Source organism: Mycobacterium innocens (genome assembly GCF_900566055.1).
Taxonomy (GTDB): Bacteria; Actinomycetota; Actinomycetes; order Mycobacteriales; family Mycobacteriaceae; genus Mycobacterium; species Mycobacterium innocens.
This window is the reverse complement of record NZ_UPHQ01000006.1, coordinates 128,970-143,645: the sequence shown is the minus strand read 5'-3', so window position 1 is coordinate 143,645 and position 14,676 is coordinate 128,970. Positions and strand designations below refer to the sequence as shown.

Sequence of the window (14,676 nt, the reverse complement as noted above, 5' to 3'; positions counted from 1 at the left end):
CGGTGTCGCACGACGCCCCCGCCCGCAAGCTCGTCGACCGGCGCGAAGAGGCGCCGCGCGGCAAGTACTGGTGGCTGCGCTGGGTGGTCCTCGGCATCGTCGCAATCGTGCTTGCCGTCGAGGTGGCGCTGGTATGGGACCAGTTGGCCAAAGCGTGGATGAGTATCTACCAGGCCAATTGGTGGTGGCTGGTGGCAGCCATGGGGGCAGCGGCCGCGTCGATGCACAGCTTCGCGCAGATCCAGCGCACGCTGCTGAGATCGGCCGGTGTGCACGTCAAGCAATTGCGGTCCGAAGCCGCGTTCTATGCGGCGAACTCGCTGAGTACCACCCTCCCCGGCGGCCCGGTGCTGTCGGCGACCTTTCTGCTTCGTCAGCAACGCATTTGGGGCGCCTCGACCGTGGTGGCGTCGTGGCAGCTGGTGATGTCGGGCGTGCTGCAGGCGGTCGGGCTGGCCCTGCTGGGGCTCGGCGGCGCCTTCTTCCTGGGCGCCAAGAACAACCCGTTCTCGCTGCTGTTCACCCTCGGCGGTTTCGTCGCGTTGCTGCTGCTGGCCCAGGCGGTGGCGTCGCGGCCGGAACTGATCGAAGGGATCGGCAACCGGGTGCTGTCGTGGGTCAACTCGATTCGCGGTAAGCCGGCCGACACCGGCGTGGCGAAGTGGCGCGAAACGCTCATGCAGCTCGAGTCGGTCAGCCTGAGCCGGCGCGACCTGGGAGTGGCGTTCAGTTGGTCGCTGTTCAACTGGATCGCCGACGTGGCCTGCCTGGGCTTCGCCGCGTACGCCGCCGGCGACCACGCCTCGGTCGCCGGGCTGACGGTCGCCTACGCGGCCGCCCGGGCGGTCGGCACCATCCCGCTGATGCCGGGAGGTCTGCTGGTGGTGGAGGCGGTGCTGGTGCCGGGCCTGGTGTCCAGCGGCATGGCCCTGCCCAATGCCATCTCGGCGATGCTGATCTACCGGCTGATCAGCTGGCTGTTCATCGCCGCGATCGGCTGGGTGGTGTTCTTCTTCATGTTCCGCACCGAGAACGTCGCCGATTCGGATACCGACGACCCGCCGACCGACCCCGAGCTGGGCCGCATCCTCGGAGTCCAGCGCAGCGTTGCCGACGACCCGGCCGAAACCGCCCTGCAGGGCCCGCTGCCGCCGCCTGATCGTGACTGAGCAGACGGCCCGGTAAGCCAGCCGGGGCGTTAGTTCTGTGTCGCCGTTTCAACGGCCCCGGACCGGCCCGCCGGCTGCGGGCGGCTGGTTGCCTGCCGGCTGCTGGGTGCCTGCGGGCGACCCGACGGCGGGCGGTGCCCCGGCTGGCGGCGGCAAACCCGGCAACCCACCTGCGCTCTGCGCGACCTGCGCCAGGTTCAGCGCCTGCGGAAAGGTGACCGGCAGCTTGCACTAACCCGAGTTGCGGACTCCGAATACGCCGCACGGCCACGGACATCCTGCCACCTCCGGCGCCGCCGCCGTCAAGGCCGACGACCCGGGTCGGGGTTCGCCGCAGCGTCGCGGTGCCGACATCGTTGCAGCTCAGCAACCAATAAGCCGACATAATTGCTACGTGCTCTGCGGTAGGCTCGCGAGCACGCATTGCGAGAGAAATACCGGGAGAACAACATCCAGCAGTTCATGATGCGCCTGAGCCGCAACCTGCGCAGATTCCGGTGGTTGGTGTTCACAGGCTGGTTTCTCGCTTTGGTGCCGGCCGTTTATCTGGCCATGACGCAGTCGGGGAATCTCACCGGCGGCGGCTTCGAGGTAGCCGGATCGCAGTCGTTGCTGGTCCACGACGTCCTCGACGCCCAGTATCCCGACCAGGAAGCGCCGTCGCTGGCGCTGGTGGCCACGCCGCGCCCGGACGCCAGCTTCTCAGACATCAACGACGCGGTCACCCGGTTGCGGAGCATCGCCGGCGAATTCCCCGGCGTGACCGAGGTACCCAACCCCACGCAGCGGCCCCCGCAGCCCGACCGGCCATATGTGGTGTCGTTGCGGCTCGACGCCCGCAACGCCGGCACCAGCGATATCGCCAAGAAGCTGCGACAAAAAATCGGCGTGAAAGGCGACAAGCCCGGGCAAACCGCGGACGGCCGGGTGCGGCTCTATGTCATCGGGCAAGGTGCACTCAGCGCCGCCGCGGCGGCCAACACCAAACACGACATCGCCGACGCCGAACGCTGGAACCTGCCGATCATCCTGATCGTCCTGCTCGCCGTCTTCGGCTCGCTTGCCGCCGCCGCGATCCCGCTGGCCCTCGGTATCTGCACGGTCGTCGTCACCATGGGCCTGGTCTATCTGCTGTCGATGCACACCACCATGTCGGTGTTCGTGACCTCGACCGTGTCGATGTTCGGTATCGCGCTGGCCGTCGACTACTCCCTGTTCATCCTGATGCGTTTCCGCGAGGAACTGCGTACCGGCCGTCGGCCGCAAGAAGCCGTCGACGCCGCCATGGCCACCTCCGGGCTCGCGGTGGTGCTGTCCGGCATGACCGTGATCGCCTCACTCACCGGCATCTACTTGATCAACACCCCCGCGCTGCGGTCGATGGCCACCGGGGCGATCCTCGCCGTCGCGGTCGCGATGCTGACGTCGGCCACGCTGACGCCGGCCCTGCTGACCTCCTTCGCCCGGGCGGCCGCCAAGCGATCGGCGCTGCTGCACTGGTCCCGACGGCCGGAAAGCACGCAGTCCCGGTTCTGGGCCCGCTGGGTCGGGTGGGTGATGCGCAGGCCCTGGATGACGGCGTTGTCGGCGTCGATGGTGTTGCTGCTCATGGCGGCGCCGGCGACACAGATGGTGCTGGGCAACAGCCTGCTGCGGCAATTCGACTCATCGCACGAGATCCGGGCCGGCGTGTCGGCGGCCGCCCAGGCGCTCGGTCCGGGCGCGCTGGGCCCGGCTCAGGTGCTGGTCACATTTCCCGACGGCGGCGCGTCCACCCCGGCGCACAACCAAACCATCGCGGCGATCCGTCAGCAGATGACGCAGGCTCCGGACGTCGCGTCCGTTGCGCCGCCGAAGTTCGCCGCCGACAACCGCAGTGCGCTGCTCAGCGCGGTGTTGTCGGTCGACCCCGAGGACATGGGCGCCCGGCGCACCGTCGACTGGATGCGGACCCACCTGCCCAGAGCGGCCGACGGGGCCCGCATCGACGTCGGCGGACCGACCGCACTGATCAAGGATTTCGACGACCGGGTGTCGGCGACCCAACCACTGGTGCTGGCCTTCGTGGCCCTGATCGCGTTCGTGATGCTGCTGGTGTCGGTGCACTCGGTGTTCCTGGCGCTCAAGGGCGTGCTGATGACATTGCTGTCGGTGGCCGCCGCGTACGGCAGCCTGGTCATGGTCTTCCAGTGGGGCTGGGCGGAGAAACTGGGCTTTCCACACTTGAGCTCCATCGACAGCACCGTGCCCCCGCTGGTGCTGGCGATGACGTTCGGGTTGTCGATGGACTACGAGATCTTCCTGCTGACCCGGATCCGGGAACGCTTCCTGCACACCGGCCAGACCCGGGACGCGGTCGCGTACGGGGTGAGCACCAGCGCGCGCACCATCACCAGCGCCGCGCTGATCATGATCGCGGTGTTCTGCGGATTCGCCTTCGCCGGCATGCCGCTGGTGGCCGAGATCGGCGTCGCCTGCGCGGTCGCCATCGCGGTAGACGCCACCATCGTGCGGCTGATTCTGGTACCGGCGCTGATGGCGATGTTCTCGCAATGGAACTGGTGGCTGCCGCGGTGGCTGGCCCGCATGCTGCCGTCGGTCGACTTCGACCGGCCACTACCCGAGGTCGACCTTGCCGACGTCGTGGTGATTCCCGACGACATCGCCGCCGCAATTGCCCCCAGCGGCGACCTGCGGATGGTGCTCAAGTCCGCGGCCAGGTTCAAACACCTAGCCCCCGAAGCGATTTGCGTGGCCGACCCGCTTGCCTTCACCGGCTGCGGACGCAGCTCCAAGGGACCCGAACACGTTCCGGAACTGGTCCGGGACGGCGCCGACGTCGCCGTGCCCGCTACCGCCTCCGCCGCCTCGGCCCCCGCGTCCGCCGCCTCCTCGGCCTCCGCCAAGACCGGCGGCCAGTCGGCGGCCAGCAAGGTCGGCCAGGCCTACCGCAACAGCCTCGCCCGGGCGATGTCGTGGGCCGAGCGTCCGGTTCATCCGGTCACCGTGTGGCGCGGGCGACTCGCGATCGCCCTCGACGCCCTGGAAACCGACGCCGCCGAGCGCGCGGCCGCGAAAAGCGGCACGGACCGGCCCCGGTTCGAGCGGCGCAGCCCGGTCGAGACCACCAACGTCCAGTTGCCCACCGGCGACCGGCTGCTGATCCCGACCGGGGCGGAAACGTTGCGACTCAAGGGCTACCTGATCATGAGCCGTAACAGCAGCCGCGATTATGCCGAATTTGCTGACATGGTCGAAGCAATGGAGCCCGAAACCGCGGCCGTAGTGCTGGCGGGAATGGACAGGTATTACTGTTGTCAGCCACTGGGTTCGTATTCGAGGCGGCAATGGATGGCCACCCAGCTGGTCCGCCGGCTCGCTGATCCGCACCCGTCTGATGTCGACGACGAGTGGCCCGACCCTGATGCCGAGGCAAACTGGGAGGAAGTCAGGCAGCGCTGCCTGGCAGTGGCCGTAGCGATGTTGGAGGAGGCGAGGTGACGTTGGCCGCCGACCAGCGGAAACCGGTGCCCGCTCCGCCACCGCAACGGCCCGGGCGGGAAACCAGCGAACCCGGCACCGACCAGCCGGTGGAATTTTGGTCTACCGCCGCGATCCGCGCGGCGCTGGAGGGCGGCGACATCGCCACCTGGAAGCGCATCGCCGCCGCGCTCAAGCGCGACCCGTTCGGGCGCACCGCCCGCCAGGTCGAAGAGGTCCTCGGAGGAGTTCGGCCGTACGGCATTTCCAAGGCGCTGTCGGAGGTGCTGGACCGTGCCCGCATCCAACTGGAGGCCAACGAGCGTGCTGAGGTGGCTCGTCACGTGAAGCTGCTGATGGATCGATCGGGTCTGGAGCAGCAGGAGTTCGCGTCGCGGATCGGTGTACAGGTCGAGGACTTGACCTCCTATCTCGACGGCAGCGTCAGCCCGTCCGCCTCGCTGATGATTCGGATGCGACGGTTGTCGGACCGGTTCGTCCGGGTGCGGAACACGCGGGCGGCCGACACCAACTGACGCCCGGCCTATCGGGAATTGATCGGCGTCACGTCGAGCACCAGCCAGTCATCGCCACGCTTGGTCAGCGTTACCCGAACCGCCGGCGCCGCCTGACTGGGGGGCTGACCGGGCGAGTTCTGGGTGACCCGCAGAATCACCGCCACGCTGGCGTCCGCGGGCCCGAGCGCCTCCACTCCGGCCGACAGCGTGGCGGCCTGTGCGGTGACCTTGCGTTGCGCCAGGTCGGCACTGGACCTGGCGTATTGCTCTTTGAACGCTTGCGCCCGGTCCGGGACCATCATGGCCGCGGCCCGGTCCACGGAGGCGTTCGGGGCCGTCGGCGAAAACGACGCCACCGCCTCGGCCATCCCGGTGGCGACCTGTACCACCGTTCGGGAGTCGCGATTGAACTCGCGATCCGGCGTGGTCCAGTGGGTGTATCCGGTCAGCACCGCGGCCACCAGCGCGGCCGTGCACAAGAACACTACGGCCAGGCGCAGCCCCGGCGCGTCGTCGTCGGTGCCCACGGTGACGGCGTCACGGCGAAACAGCCAGAAATTGACGGCCACACCCTCGGCGATCAGCAGCACCAACACCGAGCACGCCGAAATCCACCACCACGGCCAGCCGAGCACGAATCCGATCACCAGCAACGCCACGGCAGCCGCCAGCGGCGCCACGATGTCGAAGACGGCCAGCCGCCACGCATTTCTCGTCGGGAGTCTCAACGGATCGACTCCAGCCCGGAGATCATCAGCTTGCCGTCCACCTCGGAGACGTCAATCCGCAGGTTCCAGTGCACCGTCTGGGGCTTGACCCCGGCATTCTCGGCGACCGACGTCGCCACCAACAGCACCGAGTCCGTCCGGGTGGCGAAGGGCGGCAATTTGGTGGTCACCACCGGCCGGGCGCTGCCGGGCTGGGTATCCAGATCGTGGTGCACCGTTTCGATCGCCACCGCCTCGATCCGGCCGTCGCTGCGCGTCTGCAACTTCTCCACCACCTGCCGATAGGGCTGCACGGCGGCGTCGAAATCGGTGTTGAGCTGTCCGACCGTCCCGTCGTGCAGCCGCTGCAGGCTGGAGTCGACGTTGCCGGCGTTCATGTTGATCAGCACATCGGTCCATTCGGCGGCCGCGCGCATGACCCGACTCAGGTACCCGCGCTCGGCGACCTCGTCACGATGTGACGACCAGATCAGTGCGCCGAGCACGACTGCGGCCACCGACAGCACACCGAGAACGGTCGAGGCGATGCCGTAGTTGGAGAACATCGCGGGCTGCGCCGACTCCGGTTCGTCGGGCTCGGAGGTCGCGTCCTCGGAGTCGTCGGCCTCATCGACATCAGCATCCTCGTCGGGCATGGCCCGATCGTCGCACCCGATATGGGGTGGAAGGATGGCGGGGTGACAGTAGAGGCCATCCGCTCCGGTATCGACCTGAGCTACGTCGACGCCGATGCCCGCCCCCAAGACGACCTGTTCGGCCATGTCAACGGCCGCTGGCTCAAGGAACACCAGATACCGGCGGACCGGGCGATCGACGGCGCCTTCCGGCAGCTGTTCGACCGCGCCGAAGAGCAGGTGCGCGATCTGATCGCCGAAGCCAGCCGAGCCTGTGCGAAAGGTGCCGCGACCGGCGGCGACGAGCAACGCATCGGCGACCTGTACGCCAGCTTCATCGACGAGGACGCCGTCGGACGCCGCGGTCTGCAACCACTGCACGAGGAGCTGGCCACCATCGACGGCGCCGCCGACCGTGCCTCCTTGGCCGCCGTCATCGGCGCCCTGCAGCGCACGGGCATGGGCGGTGGCATCGGATTCTATGTGGACACCGACTCCAAGGACTCCACCCGTTACCTGCTGCACTTCTCCCAGTCCGGCATCGGCCTGCCCGACGAGTCCTACTACCGCGACGAACGGCACGCCGCGGCGCTGGCCGCCTACCCCGGCCACATCGCGCGGATGTTCAGCTTGGTGTACGGCGACGCCCCCGAGGACCGGGCCGCCCACGCCGATATCGCGGCCCGCATCGTGGCGCTGGAGAGCAAGGTGGCCGCCGCCCATTGGGACGTGGTCAAGCGCCGCGACGCCGAACTCACCTACAACCTGCGCACCTTCGCCGACCTGCAGGTCGAGGGCGCCGGCTTCGACTGGCAGGGCTGGGTCACCGCGCTGGGCAGCACGCCGCAGGCTCTCCCGGAATTGGTGGTGCGCCAGCCCGATTATCTGCACGCCTTCGCGGCGCTGTGGAACAGCGAAGACCTCGACGACTGGAAGTGTTGGGCGCGTTGGCGATTGATCCGTTCCCGGGCCCCCTGGCTGACCCGCGACCTGGTCGATCAGGACTTCGAGTTCTACGGCCGCAGCCTGACCGGCGCCGAGCAGATCCGCGAGCGCTGGAAGCGGGGCGTGGCCCTGGTGGAGACGCTGCTCGGCGATGCAGTCGGAAAGCTTTATGTGCAAAGGTATTTCCCGCCGGGAGCCAAGGCCCGCATCGACGAGCTGGTGGCCAGCCTGCAGGAGGCGTACCGGGTCAGCATCGGCGAGCTGGAGTGGATGACCCCGCAGACCCGGCAGCGGGCACTGGCCAAGCTGGGCAAGTTCACCGCCAAGGTCGGTTACCCGGTCAAGTGGAAGGACTACTCCACGCTGGTGATCGACCGTAACGACCTCTACGGCAACTTCCGGCGCGGCTACGCGGTCAACCACGACCGCGAGTTGGCCAAGCTCGGCGGCCCGGTCGACCGCGACGAGTGGTTCATGACACCCCAGACGGTCAACGCCTACTACAACCCCGGGATGAACGAAATCGTTTTTCCGGCAGCCATTTTGCAACCGCCGTTCTTCGATGCCGAAGCCGACGACGCCGCCAACTACGGAGGCATCGGCGCGGTGATCGGGCACGAGATCGGACACGGCTTCGACGACCAGGGGGCCAAGTACGACGGCGACGGCAACCTGGTGGACTGGTGGACCGACGACGACCGCACCGAATTCGCCACCCGCACCAAGATATTGATCGAGCAATACGAAACGTACACGCCACAGGATCTCGCTGCCGGCCACCATGTGAACGGCGCGTTCACCGTCGGGGAGAACATCGGCGATCTGGGTGGGCTGTCCATCGCGCTGCTGGCCTACCAGCTGTCACTGAACGGTGAGCCCGCTCCGGTCATCGACGGCCTTACCGGTGTGCAGCGGGTGTTCTTCGGTTGGGCTCAGGTGTGGTGCACCAAAGCGCGTGAGGCTGAGGCGATCCGGCGGCTGGCCGTCGATCCGCATTCCCCGCCGGAATTCCGGTGCAACGGCGTGGTGCGCAACATCGACGCTTTCTACCAGGCTTTCGACGTCACCGAGAACGATGCCCTGTACTTAGCGCCGCAACAGCGGGTCCGCATCTGGAGTTAGGTTCCCCGCGAGCAGACGCAAAAACCCCGCGACACGCCGCTAAACGGGGGCTTTTGTGTCTGCTGGGCACCGCTCGATGCGCGCTGGCACATGTTTGTGCCACGGTGTGCCGGCATAGGGGTCACGCCACCGCGTCGAGGTCAGCGTGTTCGGGGCGACGCCCGGGGTGCGCAGCTGGCCGTCGTCGTCGGTGTAGTCCAGGCCGAAGCCGTTGGGCAGAGCGGCATGTCCGGGCAGCATCGTCTCGGTGATCTCGACAGTCGCCTCGGCGCTGCCGGCCGCGGTGGTGATGCGGGCTCGGCCGCCGTCGACCAGTCCGAGGACTTGGGCGTCTTCGACACTGACCCGCAGCGCCCCGTCGGCGTCGCGTTTGCGCCAGGACGGGTCGCGGAAGATGTCGTTGGCGGTGTAGGCGCGGCGCTCGCCCACCGACAGCACGATCGGCAACTCCGCCGTCGTCAAAGCCGCCGAAGCGCGGGCCAATGACCTTATCTCGTCCAGCATTTCGGGGATTTCCAGGGCGATCTTGTGGTCGGCGTGGCTGATCAACGCGAAGTCGTCCGGGTAGGTGTGCGCGGTGAAGGTGACCCCGGAGCGGCCGGACAGGATCGCGTCGAACAAGGCGTTGCCGTCAGCGTGCCCGGCGCGCCGGACGGCGTCGGGATAGGTCATCGCGGTCTTCTGCGCAAGCCCCCACAAGGCAGCCGCTCCCGCCAGCCCGTCCGGTAGCGTCGGGCCGAGGGTTTCGTAGAGCACGTAGGGAAGCAGTTTGGCCACAGTCGGATTGGTCGCCACCGCGGTGAGAAACGCTTGGGCGTACGCCTGGCGACCTTGCTGCGCCGCCTCGCGCAGCGGCCGCAGATCCGCGTCGTCGACGACATCCAACGCGCGTACCAACCTCGACCAGATTTCCGGTTCCGGCAACGTTCCCGGCAGCGGTTCCAGTATCGGGTGGCGCAGGTGCACCGCGTTGTGCGGGAACTCAAAGTTGAAAAAGGTCGCTTCGACCTTCTCGAACTGCGACGACGCCGGCAGCACGTAATGGGCCAGCCGGGCGGTTTCGGTCATCGCGACGTCGACGACCACCAGCAATTCCAGCGTTGCGAACGCCTCCCGGCAGGCCGCCGAATCAGCAAGGGAATGAGCGGGATTGGCGCTTTCGACGATCATGGCGCGGAAACGGTCCGGATGATCGGTCAGGATCTCTTCCGGCACGACATTGCCCGGAACCAGTCCGGCGATGATGGGAGCGCCGGTGACCGGCGTGCGTCCGGATACCGTGCTGAACAACGGTGCGAACGACGAATGCAGATGCTGGCCACCCTTTTTCGCGAAGTTGCCGGTGAGGATCCACAGCATCTTGTTCAAGTACGAACACAGGGTGCTGTTGGGCGCCTGCTGGACTCCGAGGTCCTCGAACACCGAGACGCTGCCGGCGGTGCCGATCCGCCGGGCCGCCGCTCGCAACAATTCCTCGTCCACTCCGCAACGTTGCGCGTAGTCCGCGACCGGAACCTCCCGTAGCACGGTGCGCACGGCGTCGACGCCATGCACGTGTTCGCTGAGAAACGCCTCGTCACAAAGGTTTTCCTGAACCAGAACGCCCGCCAGTGCCGCCATGCACCAGGCGTCGGTGCCGGGCCGCACCCGCAGATGAAAGTCGGCCATCTTGGCCGTGTCGGTGACGACGGGATCGATCACGATCATCGATCGGGCGGGGTCTTTGGCGATGTCGTTGAGCACCACTCGGGCCCGCGGGAAGCTCTGCGACATCCACGGATTCTTGCCGACGAACACCGATACCTCGGCGTGCTCGAATTCGCCCCGTGTATGGCCGCCATATAGCTGCCAATCGATCCATGCTTCTCCGGTCTTTTCCTGCGCCAGGGCATTTGACCGGTAGCGTGCGCCCAACGCCTTCAGGAATGCGCCGCTGTAGGCGCCGCCGAGATGATTGCCCTGCCCGCCGCCGCCGTAATAGAAGATCTTGTCGCCGCCGTAGATATCGCGGATCCGCTTGAACCCGTCGGCGATTTCGACAATGGCGGTGTCCCAGTCGATTTCCTCGTAGGTTCCATCGGATCGGCGGCGCAGCGGCGAGGTCAGCCGACTGCGGTTGTTCTGGTAGTGGTCCAGGCGCAACGCCTTGTTGCAGGTGTAGCCGCGGGACGCCGGGTGCGCTTTGTCGCCGCGGATGCGGGCCAGTTTGCGGTCTGATACCTGCACCACGATGCCGCAGTTGCACTCGCAGAGGATGCAGGCAGTGGGCTGCCAATCCGTGGTGGTCATTGCGGTTTCCCTTCCGGCAGCTCGGCCAGTAGCAGGTGGTGCAGCTGGCGGTGAACCGACTCAAGCGGCGTCAGGTCACGCCGCACCCGGGCCAGCAGCAGCGCGCCTTCCAGCGCCGACACCGCCAGCATCGCCAATTCGGTCGCCCGGGCGGCCGGAATGCCGTCGCTGACGAAGCGCTGCGCGACCAGGTCTGACCAGCGGTCGAACACCGCCGCCGCGTGCTCGATCACCGACGCCATTCGCTCGCCGTCGGCGCCCTCGCCGGCTTCGACCGCCACCGCCGCGATGGGACACCCCGCACGGAAGTCGCTGGCGAGCAACTGCTCGCGGTACCAGCTGATCAGCGTGTCCAGCAGGTCGAGGCTGCCGCGGGGTTCGGTGATGATGGCCGCGACGTGCTCACCGGCGTAGTCGACGGCCTCGCACAGCAACTGGGTCCGCCCGCCCGGGAAGTAGTGGTAGGCCGACCCGCGCGGCGCCCCGCTGTGCCGTAGCACATCGGAGATGGCGGTGGCGCGTGCGCCACGCTCGCGGATCAGTAGCGCGGCAGAGACGACCATGCGTTCGCGCGGACTTCGCATGGCTGCTCCTCGGGCCTGGACTGTCCTATGTATGTTGCTATACATAACACGGCTGCGCAAGGGCCTCCTGCCGCAGTTTGGACAAGGGAGCGGCTTGGCAAGGGAGCGGTTTGGGCAAGGGAGCGGTTTAGGCAAGGGAACGGCGACTTAGGCGTCGCCCGTGGCCGGATTAACCCGACAGCCCCCGCCACACCTGGTCACAGCTGCAACGTCGGCGTCTGCGCAGGCCCGGCGTCAGCGCTCGTGAGCGGCGCCAAGAGACGGGCTCAGATCCCTTGATGTCACAAGGTCCGCAGCCGGCCCGCCAGGGCAGCTCTTAGATCTGCCAGTCCTGAGCGCCGTCGTTCTTGTTGTAGGTCCCCACGGAGTTCTTCACGATTACCGGGTCCCCACTGCCGAAGTTGTCGTAGAACCACTTGGCGTTGGCGGGACTGAGGTTGATGCAGCCGTGGCTGACGTTGCGCTTGCCCTGATCACCTACCGACCACGGCGCGCTGTGCACGAAGTTTCCGCTGTTATCGATCCGGACGGCATCGGAAACGGTCACCTTGTAACCCTGCGGCGAGTTGACCGGGACACCGTACGTCGAGGAGTCCATCACCACCGTCGGGAACCTCTCCAAGACGTAGTACGTGCCGTTGGGGGTTTGATGGTTACCGGCCGACATCCCCATGGACATCGGGAAGGTTTGCTGCACCACGCCGTTGCGGGTAATCGTCATCTGGTGCGTGGCGTCGTCGGCGGTGGCCACCAGCGCGTCACCGGTGCGAAAGCTCGACCTGGTGCCGGCCGCATCGATGTTGACCGCCGTGTTGGCCGGCCAGAATTGCAGCGGGCGCCACCGAACTTGGGTTGGACTCAGCCAATAGAACTTGCCGGGCACCGGCGGGATCGACGAAATGTGGATGGCGCTTTCAGCCATCGGGCGGTCGGCGATGGGCACCTGGAAGTTGATGATGATCGGTTTGGCCACACCGACCATCGCGCCGTTGACCGGATTGAATGTCGGCGGGCGGAATGGCGGATCGCCGACAAACGGCGTCGGATCCTGCCCCGCGACCGGGCCGGCTGCGGCAGGTATCGCCAGCGGGTCGGGCGGCGGCGGCGCAAGCGGGTCGGGCAGCGGAGGCAGGGCCAGCGGGTCGGGTGGGGGAGCCGCCCCCGGGTCGGCAGGCTCAGCCGGCGCGACCACTCCCGGGTCGCCGGGCACCTGGTCCGGGTCCGCAAGTGCGGGACCGGCGCCCAGCAGCAACACCGAAACCACCCCGGCCACGTTCACCGCGGCGAAGAGGCTTCCTTTCCTGCCCCTCCTGCCCCCCTTGCGGGCCCTCGTCCAGCGCGACATATGTCATCCCTCCGGTCACGTCCTGGCCCCAGTGTGGCATAGCGCAGCGGCTGCATTCCGGTCCCGCAGCCGCCCGGCACCGCGTCAGCTGCTCAGTTCACGCCGTTGACCTGCAGCCTTACTCAAGCTGTGAAGTTTCCCGGGGCGGCCTCATCCGCAGCCTCGAAGACGCGCCGGGCCGCCGTCATCCCCACCAACGCGACGGCCATCAAGATCGCCGATGCGGTGAGCATCAACGCCACATTCCGCTCGTACAACAGTCCACCCGCCAGTGAGCCGGCCATGATGCCCAGCTGAAACGCCGTCACGTACAGCCCGGATGCCCCGTCGGGGTCGTCGGACCCGCTGCGCATCGCCGCCGATTGCAGCATCGGCGACACCGCGGTCGCAGCCGCTCCCCACAGCACGATCGCCCCGGTCCCGACGACCAGTGTCGTCACCGGCGCGCGGCCACCGCCGAACGCCAGCGCCGTCAGCACAACGAACGCGACGGTCAGGCCGGCGACACAGAAAATCATCGCGCCCTTGGGCCGGCGGTCCAGCGGGCGCGCCACCAGAGCCACCGCGATCACTCCGGCGATCCCATAGGCGGCCAGCAGCCACGCCTGATTCGGCCCGTGCACGCCGACGACTTGCCGGATGACCACCACGATGTAGGTGTACGAGACGAAATGGCCGGTGACGCCGATCATGGTGATCAGGCTGACGATGATCAGCGCGCGATTGCGGTGATGGCGCGATCGCGGACCGACGTGCCGCAACTGGTCCGCGCTGAGCACCAGCTCGGGCAACAGCAGCCGGGCCGCCACAGTGACCGCGGCAGCCGCAACGGTGATGCACACCGCTGCCAGCCGCCAGCCCCACATCAGGCTCAAAGCGGCCGTCAGTGGACTGCCCACCACCAGCGCCAGGCTGGTTCCGATGTAAATCGACGTGGTAGCGCGTCCGGCGTGGCTGGAGGGCACCAGCCGGGTGGCGATCGGGGCGATGACCGACCACAGCAAGCCATGGGTGACCGCACACAGCACCCGCCCGCCGGCCAACACCGCGAAGTTCGGCGCCAGCGCCGAGATCAGCTGCGAAACGGTCAGGCAGACGAGGGCGACCACCAGGGTCCGCCGCCGCGGCCAATGCGCCGTCCACCGCACCAACGGAACCGTCGTCAGCGCCGCGACCAGGGCATACCAGGTCAGCAGGGTCCCCACCAAGACGACGCTGATGTTCAGGTTCCGCGCGATCGCCGACAGGGCACCCACCGGCAGGATCTCGGCGGTGACATACACGAAGGCCGCCGCGGCCAGCACAGCCAACTGCGCGGCGATCCGCGGTGTCCACGGTCCGGCGGCCGCAGGGGCAACAGTTCGGGTCTCGGCAGTCATGGCGGTGACATCTGTCGGCATTCAGTGGCCGCGCGTCGCCCGCGCACCGCGGCAGTGCGTCGCGACGATCACGCTGCACTCACCGTACGCACCGCCGCCGCGCCTTCACACGAATTGCGGGTCAACACGCCCGTGCCGGGCCGCGCGCTCAGGAACGAACGAGTCGGGCGATGGCTGCGGAGGCTTCGGCGATCTTGCTGTCCGCTTCGGTGCCGCCCTCGGCAACGGCACGGGTGACGCAGTGGTTCAGGTGCTCGTCGAGCAGGTTCAGCGCCACCGCTCTCAGCGCACTATTGACGGCGCTGATCTGGGTCAGCACGTCGATGCAGTACTTGTCCTCCTCGATCATGCGCGCGATTCCACGCACCTGACCCTCGATGCGCCGCAGCCGTTTGGCGTAATTGTCCTTCTGCTGCGAATACCCGTAGTCGGTTGTCATCATTCTCCCAACGATCAGACGCCCCAGCTCTGCGGAAATCGCCGATCGGGCTGCCGTAAATCCT

11 protein-coding genes are annotated in these 14,676 nt (G+C 67.5%); 4 read left to right on the top strand and 7 right to left on the bottom strand.

Annotated features, from left to right (window positions below; all coding sequences use genetic code 11):
* Window positions 1–2 precede the first annotated feature (2 nt).
* The 3 genes from EET03_RS00985 to EET03_RS00975 all read left to right on the top strand — a co-directional run bounded on the left by EET03_RS00985 (window position 3) and on the right by EET03_RS00975 (window position 5,185).
* On the top strand, window positions 3–1,169 hold the full coding sequence (locus EET03_RS00985; protein ID WP_063470593.1) for a lysylphosphatidylglycerol synthase transmembrane domain-containing protein: 1,167 nt from the start codon (window positions 3–5) through the stop codon (window positions 1,167–1,169).
* Window positions 1,170–1,631: 462 nt separating this feature from the next.
* The gene (locus tag EET03_RS00980; protein WP_075542194.1) at window positions 1,632–4,670 is read left to right on the top strand and encodes an MMPL family transporter; all 3,039 of its coding nucleotides are present in this window, start codon (window positions 1,632–1,634) and stop codon (window positions 4,668–4,670) included.
* Window positions 4,667–5,185, top strand: a complete 519-nt coding sequence (locus tag EET03_RS00975; RefSeq protein ID WP_075542126.1) for a hypothetical protein — start codon at window positions 4,667–4,669, stop codon at window positions 5,183–5,185. Before EET03_RS00980 ends, EET03_RS00975 begins: the two co-directional genes overlap by 4 nt.
* An 8-nt stretch (window positions 5,186–5,193) precedes the next feature.
* On the opposite strand, the gene EET03_RS00970 is transcribed toward EET03_RS00975, so the two are convergent.
* On the bottom strand, window positions 5,194–5,895 hold the full coding sequence (locus EET03_RS00970) for a hypothetical protein (protein WP_075542125.1): 702 nt from the start codon (window positions 5,893–5,895) through the stop codon (window positions 5,194–5,196).
* Window positions 5,892–6,530 carry a hypothetical protein gene (locus tag EET03_RS00965; RefSeq protein WP_075542124.1) on the bottom strand — a complete coding sequence of 213 codons (639 nt, stop codon included), beginning with the start codon at window positions 6,528–6,530 and terminating at the stop codon, window positions 5,892–5,894. The genes EET03_RS00970 and EET03_RS00965 overlap by 4 nt, the downstream gene beginning before the upstream one ends.
* 42 nt (window positions 6,531–6,572) lie before the next feature.
* Between EET03_RS00965 and EET03_RS00960 the strand changes: the two genes are divergently transcribed.
* Entirely contained in the window at window positions 6,573–8,576 is a 2,004-nt protein-coding gene (locus tag EET03_RS00960) for a M13 family metallopeptidase (protein WP_075542123.1), read from the top strand.
* Between the two features lie 39 nt (window positions 8,577–8,615).
* On the opposite strand, the gene EET03_RS00955 is transcribed toward EET03_RS00960, so the two are convergent.
* The 5 genes from EET03_RS00955 to ricR form a co-directional block, all read right to left on the bottom strand.
* Entirely contained in the window at window positions 8,616–10,865 is a 2,250-nt protein-coding gene (locus tag EET03_RS00955) for a molybdopterin-dependent oxidoreductase (RefSeq protein ID WP_075542122.1), read from the bottom strand.
* On the bottom strand, window positions 10,862–11,449 hold the full coding sequence (locus EET03_RS00950) for a TetR/AcrR family transcriptional regulator (RefSeq protein ID WP_075542121.1): 588 nt from the start codon (window positions 11,447–11,449) through the stop codon (window positions 10,862–10,864). Before EET03_RS00950 ends, EET03_RS00955 begins: the two co-directional genes overlap by 4 nt.
* A gap of 316 nt (window positions 11,450–11,765) precedes the next feature.
* On the bottom strand, window positions 11,766–12,794 hold the full coding sequence (locus tag EET03_RS00945) for a L,D-transpeptidase (RefSeq protein ID WP_099193893.1): 1,029 nt from the start codon (window positions 12,792–12,794) through the stop codon (window positions 11,766–11,768).
* A 122-nt stretch (window positions 12,795–12,916) separates the two neighbouring features.
* Window positions 12,917–14,173, bottom strand: coding sequence for an MFS transporter (locus EET03_RS00940; RefSeq protein WP_075542193.1), 1,257 nt, complete (start codon window positions 14,171–14,173; stop codon window positions 12,917–12,919).
* A 148-nt stretch (window positions 14,174–14,321) separates the two neighbouring features.
* On the bottom strand, window positions 14,322–14,612 hold the full coding sequence (ricR, locus tag EET03_RS00935) for a copper-sensing transcriptional repressor RicR (protein ID WP_063470707.1): 291 nt from the start codon (window positions 14,610–14,612) through the stop codon (window positions 14,322–14,324).
* Window positions 14,613–14,676: the final 64 nt, after the last annotated feature.

Bases quoted from the DNA above. Each gene is read 5' to 3' on its own strand.
- EET03_RS00950 (WP_075542121.1), bottom strand. From the start codon at position 11,449: ATGCGAAGTCCGCGCGAACGCATGGTCGTCTCTGCCGCGCTACTGATC.
- EET03_RS00965 (WP_075542124.1), bottom strand. From the start codon at position 6,530: ATGCCCGACGAGGATGCTGATGTCGATGAGGCCGACGACTCCGAGGAC.
- EET03_RS00945 (WP_099193893.1), bottom strand. From the start codon at position 12,794: ATGTCGCGCTGGACGAGGGCCCGCAAGGGGGGCAGGAGGGGCAGGAAA.
- ricR (WP_063470707.1), bottom strand. From the start codon at position 14,612: ATGACAACCGACTACGGGTATTCGCAGCAGAAGGACAATTACGCCAAA.
- EET03_RS00980 (WP_075542194.1), top strand. From the start codon at position 1,632: ATGATGCGCCTGAGCCGCAACCTGCGCAGATTCCGGTGGTTGGTGTTC.
- EET03_RS00955 (WP_075542122.1), bottom strand. From the start codon at position 10,865: ATGACCACCACGGATTGGCAGCCCACTGCCTGCATCCTCTGCGAGTGC.
- EET03_RS00940 (WP_075542193.1), bottom strand. From the start codon at position 14,173: ATGACTGCCGAGACCCGAACTGTTGCCCCTGCGGCCGCCGGACCGTGG.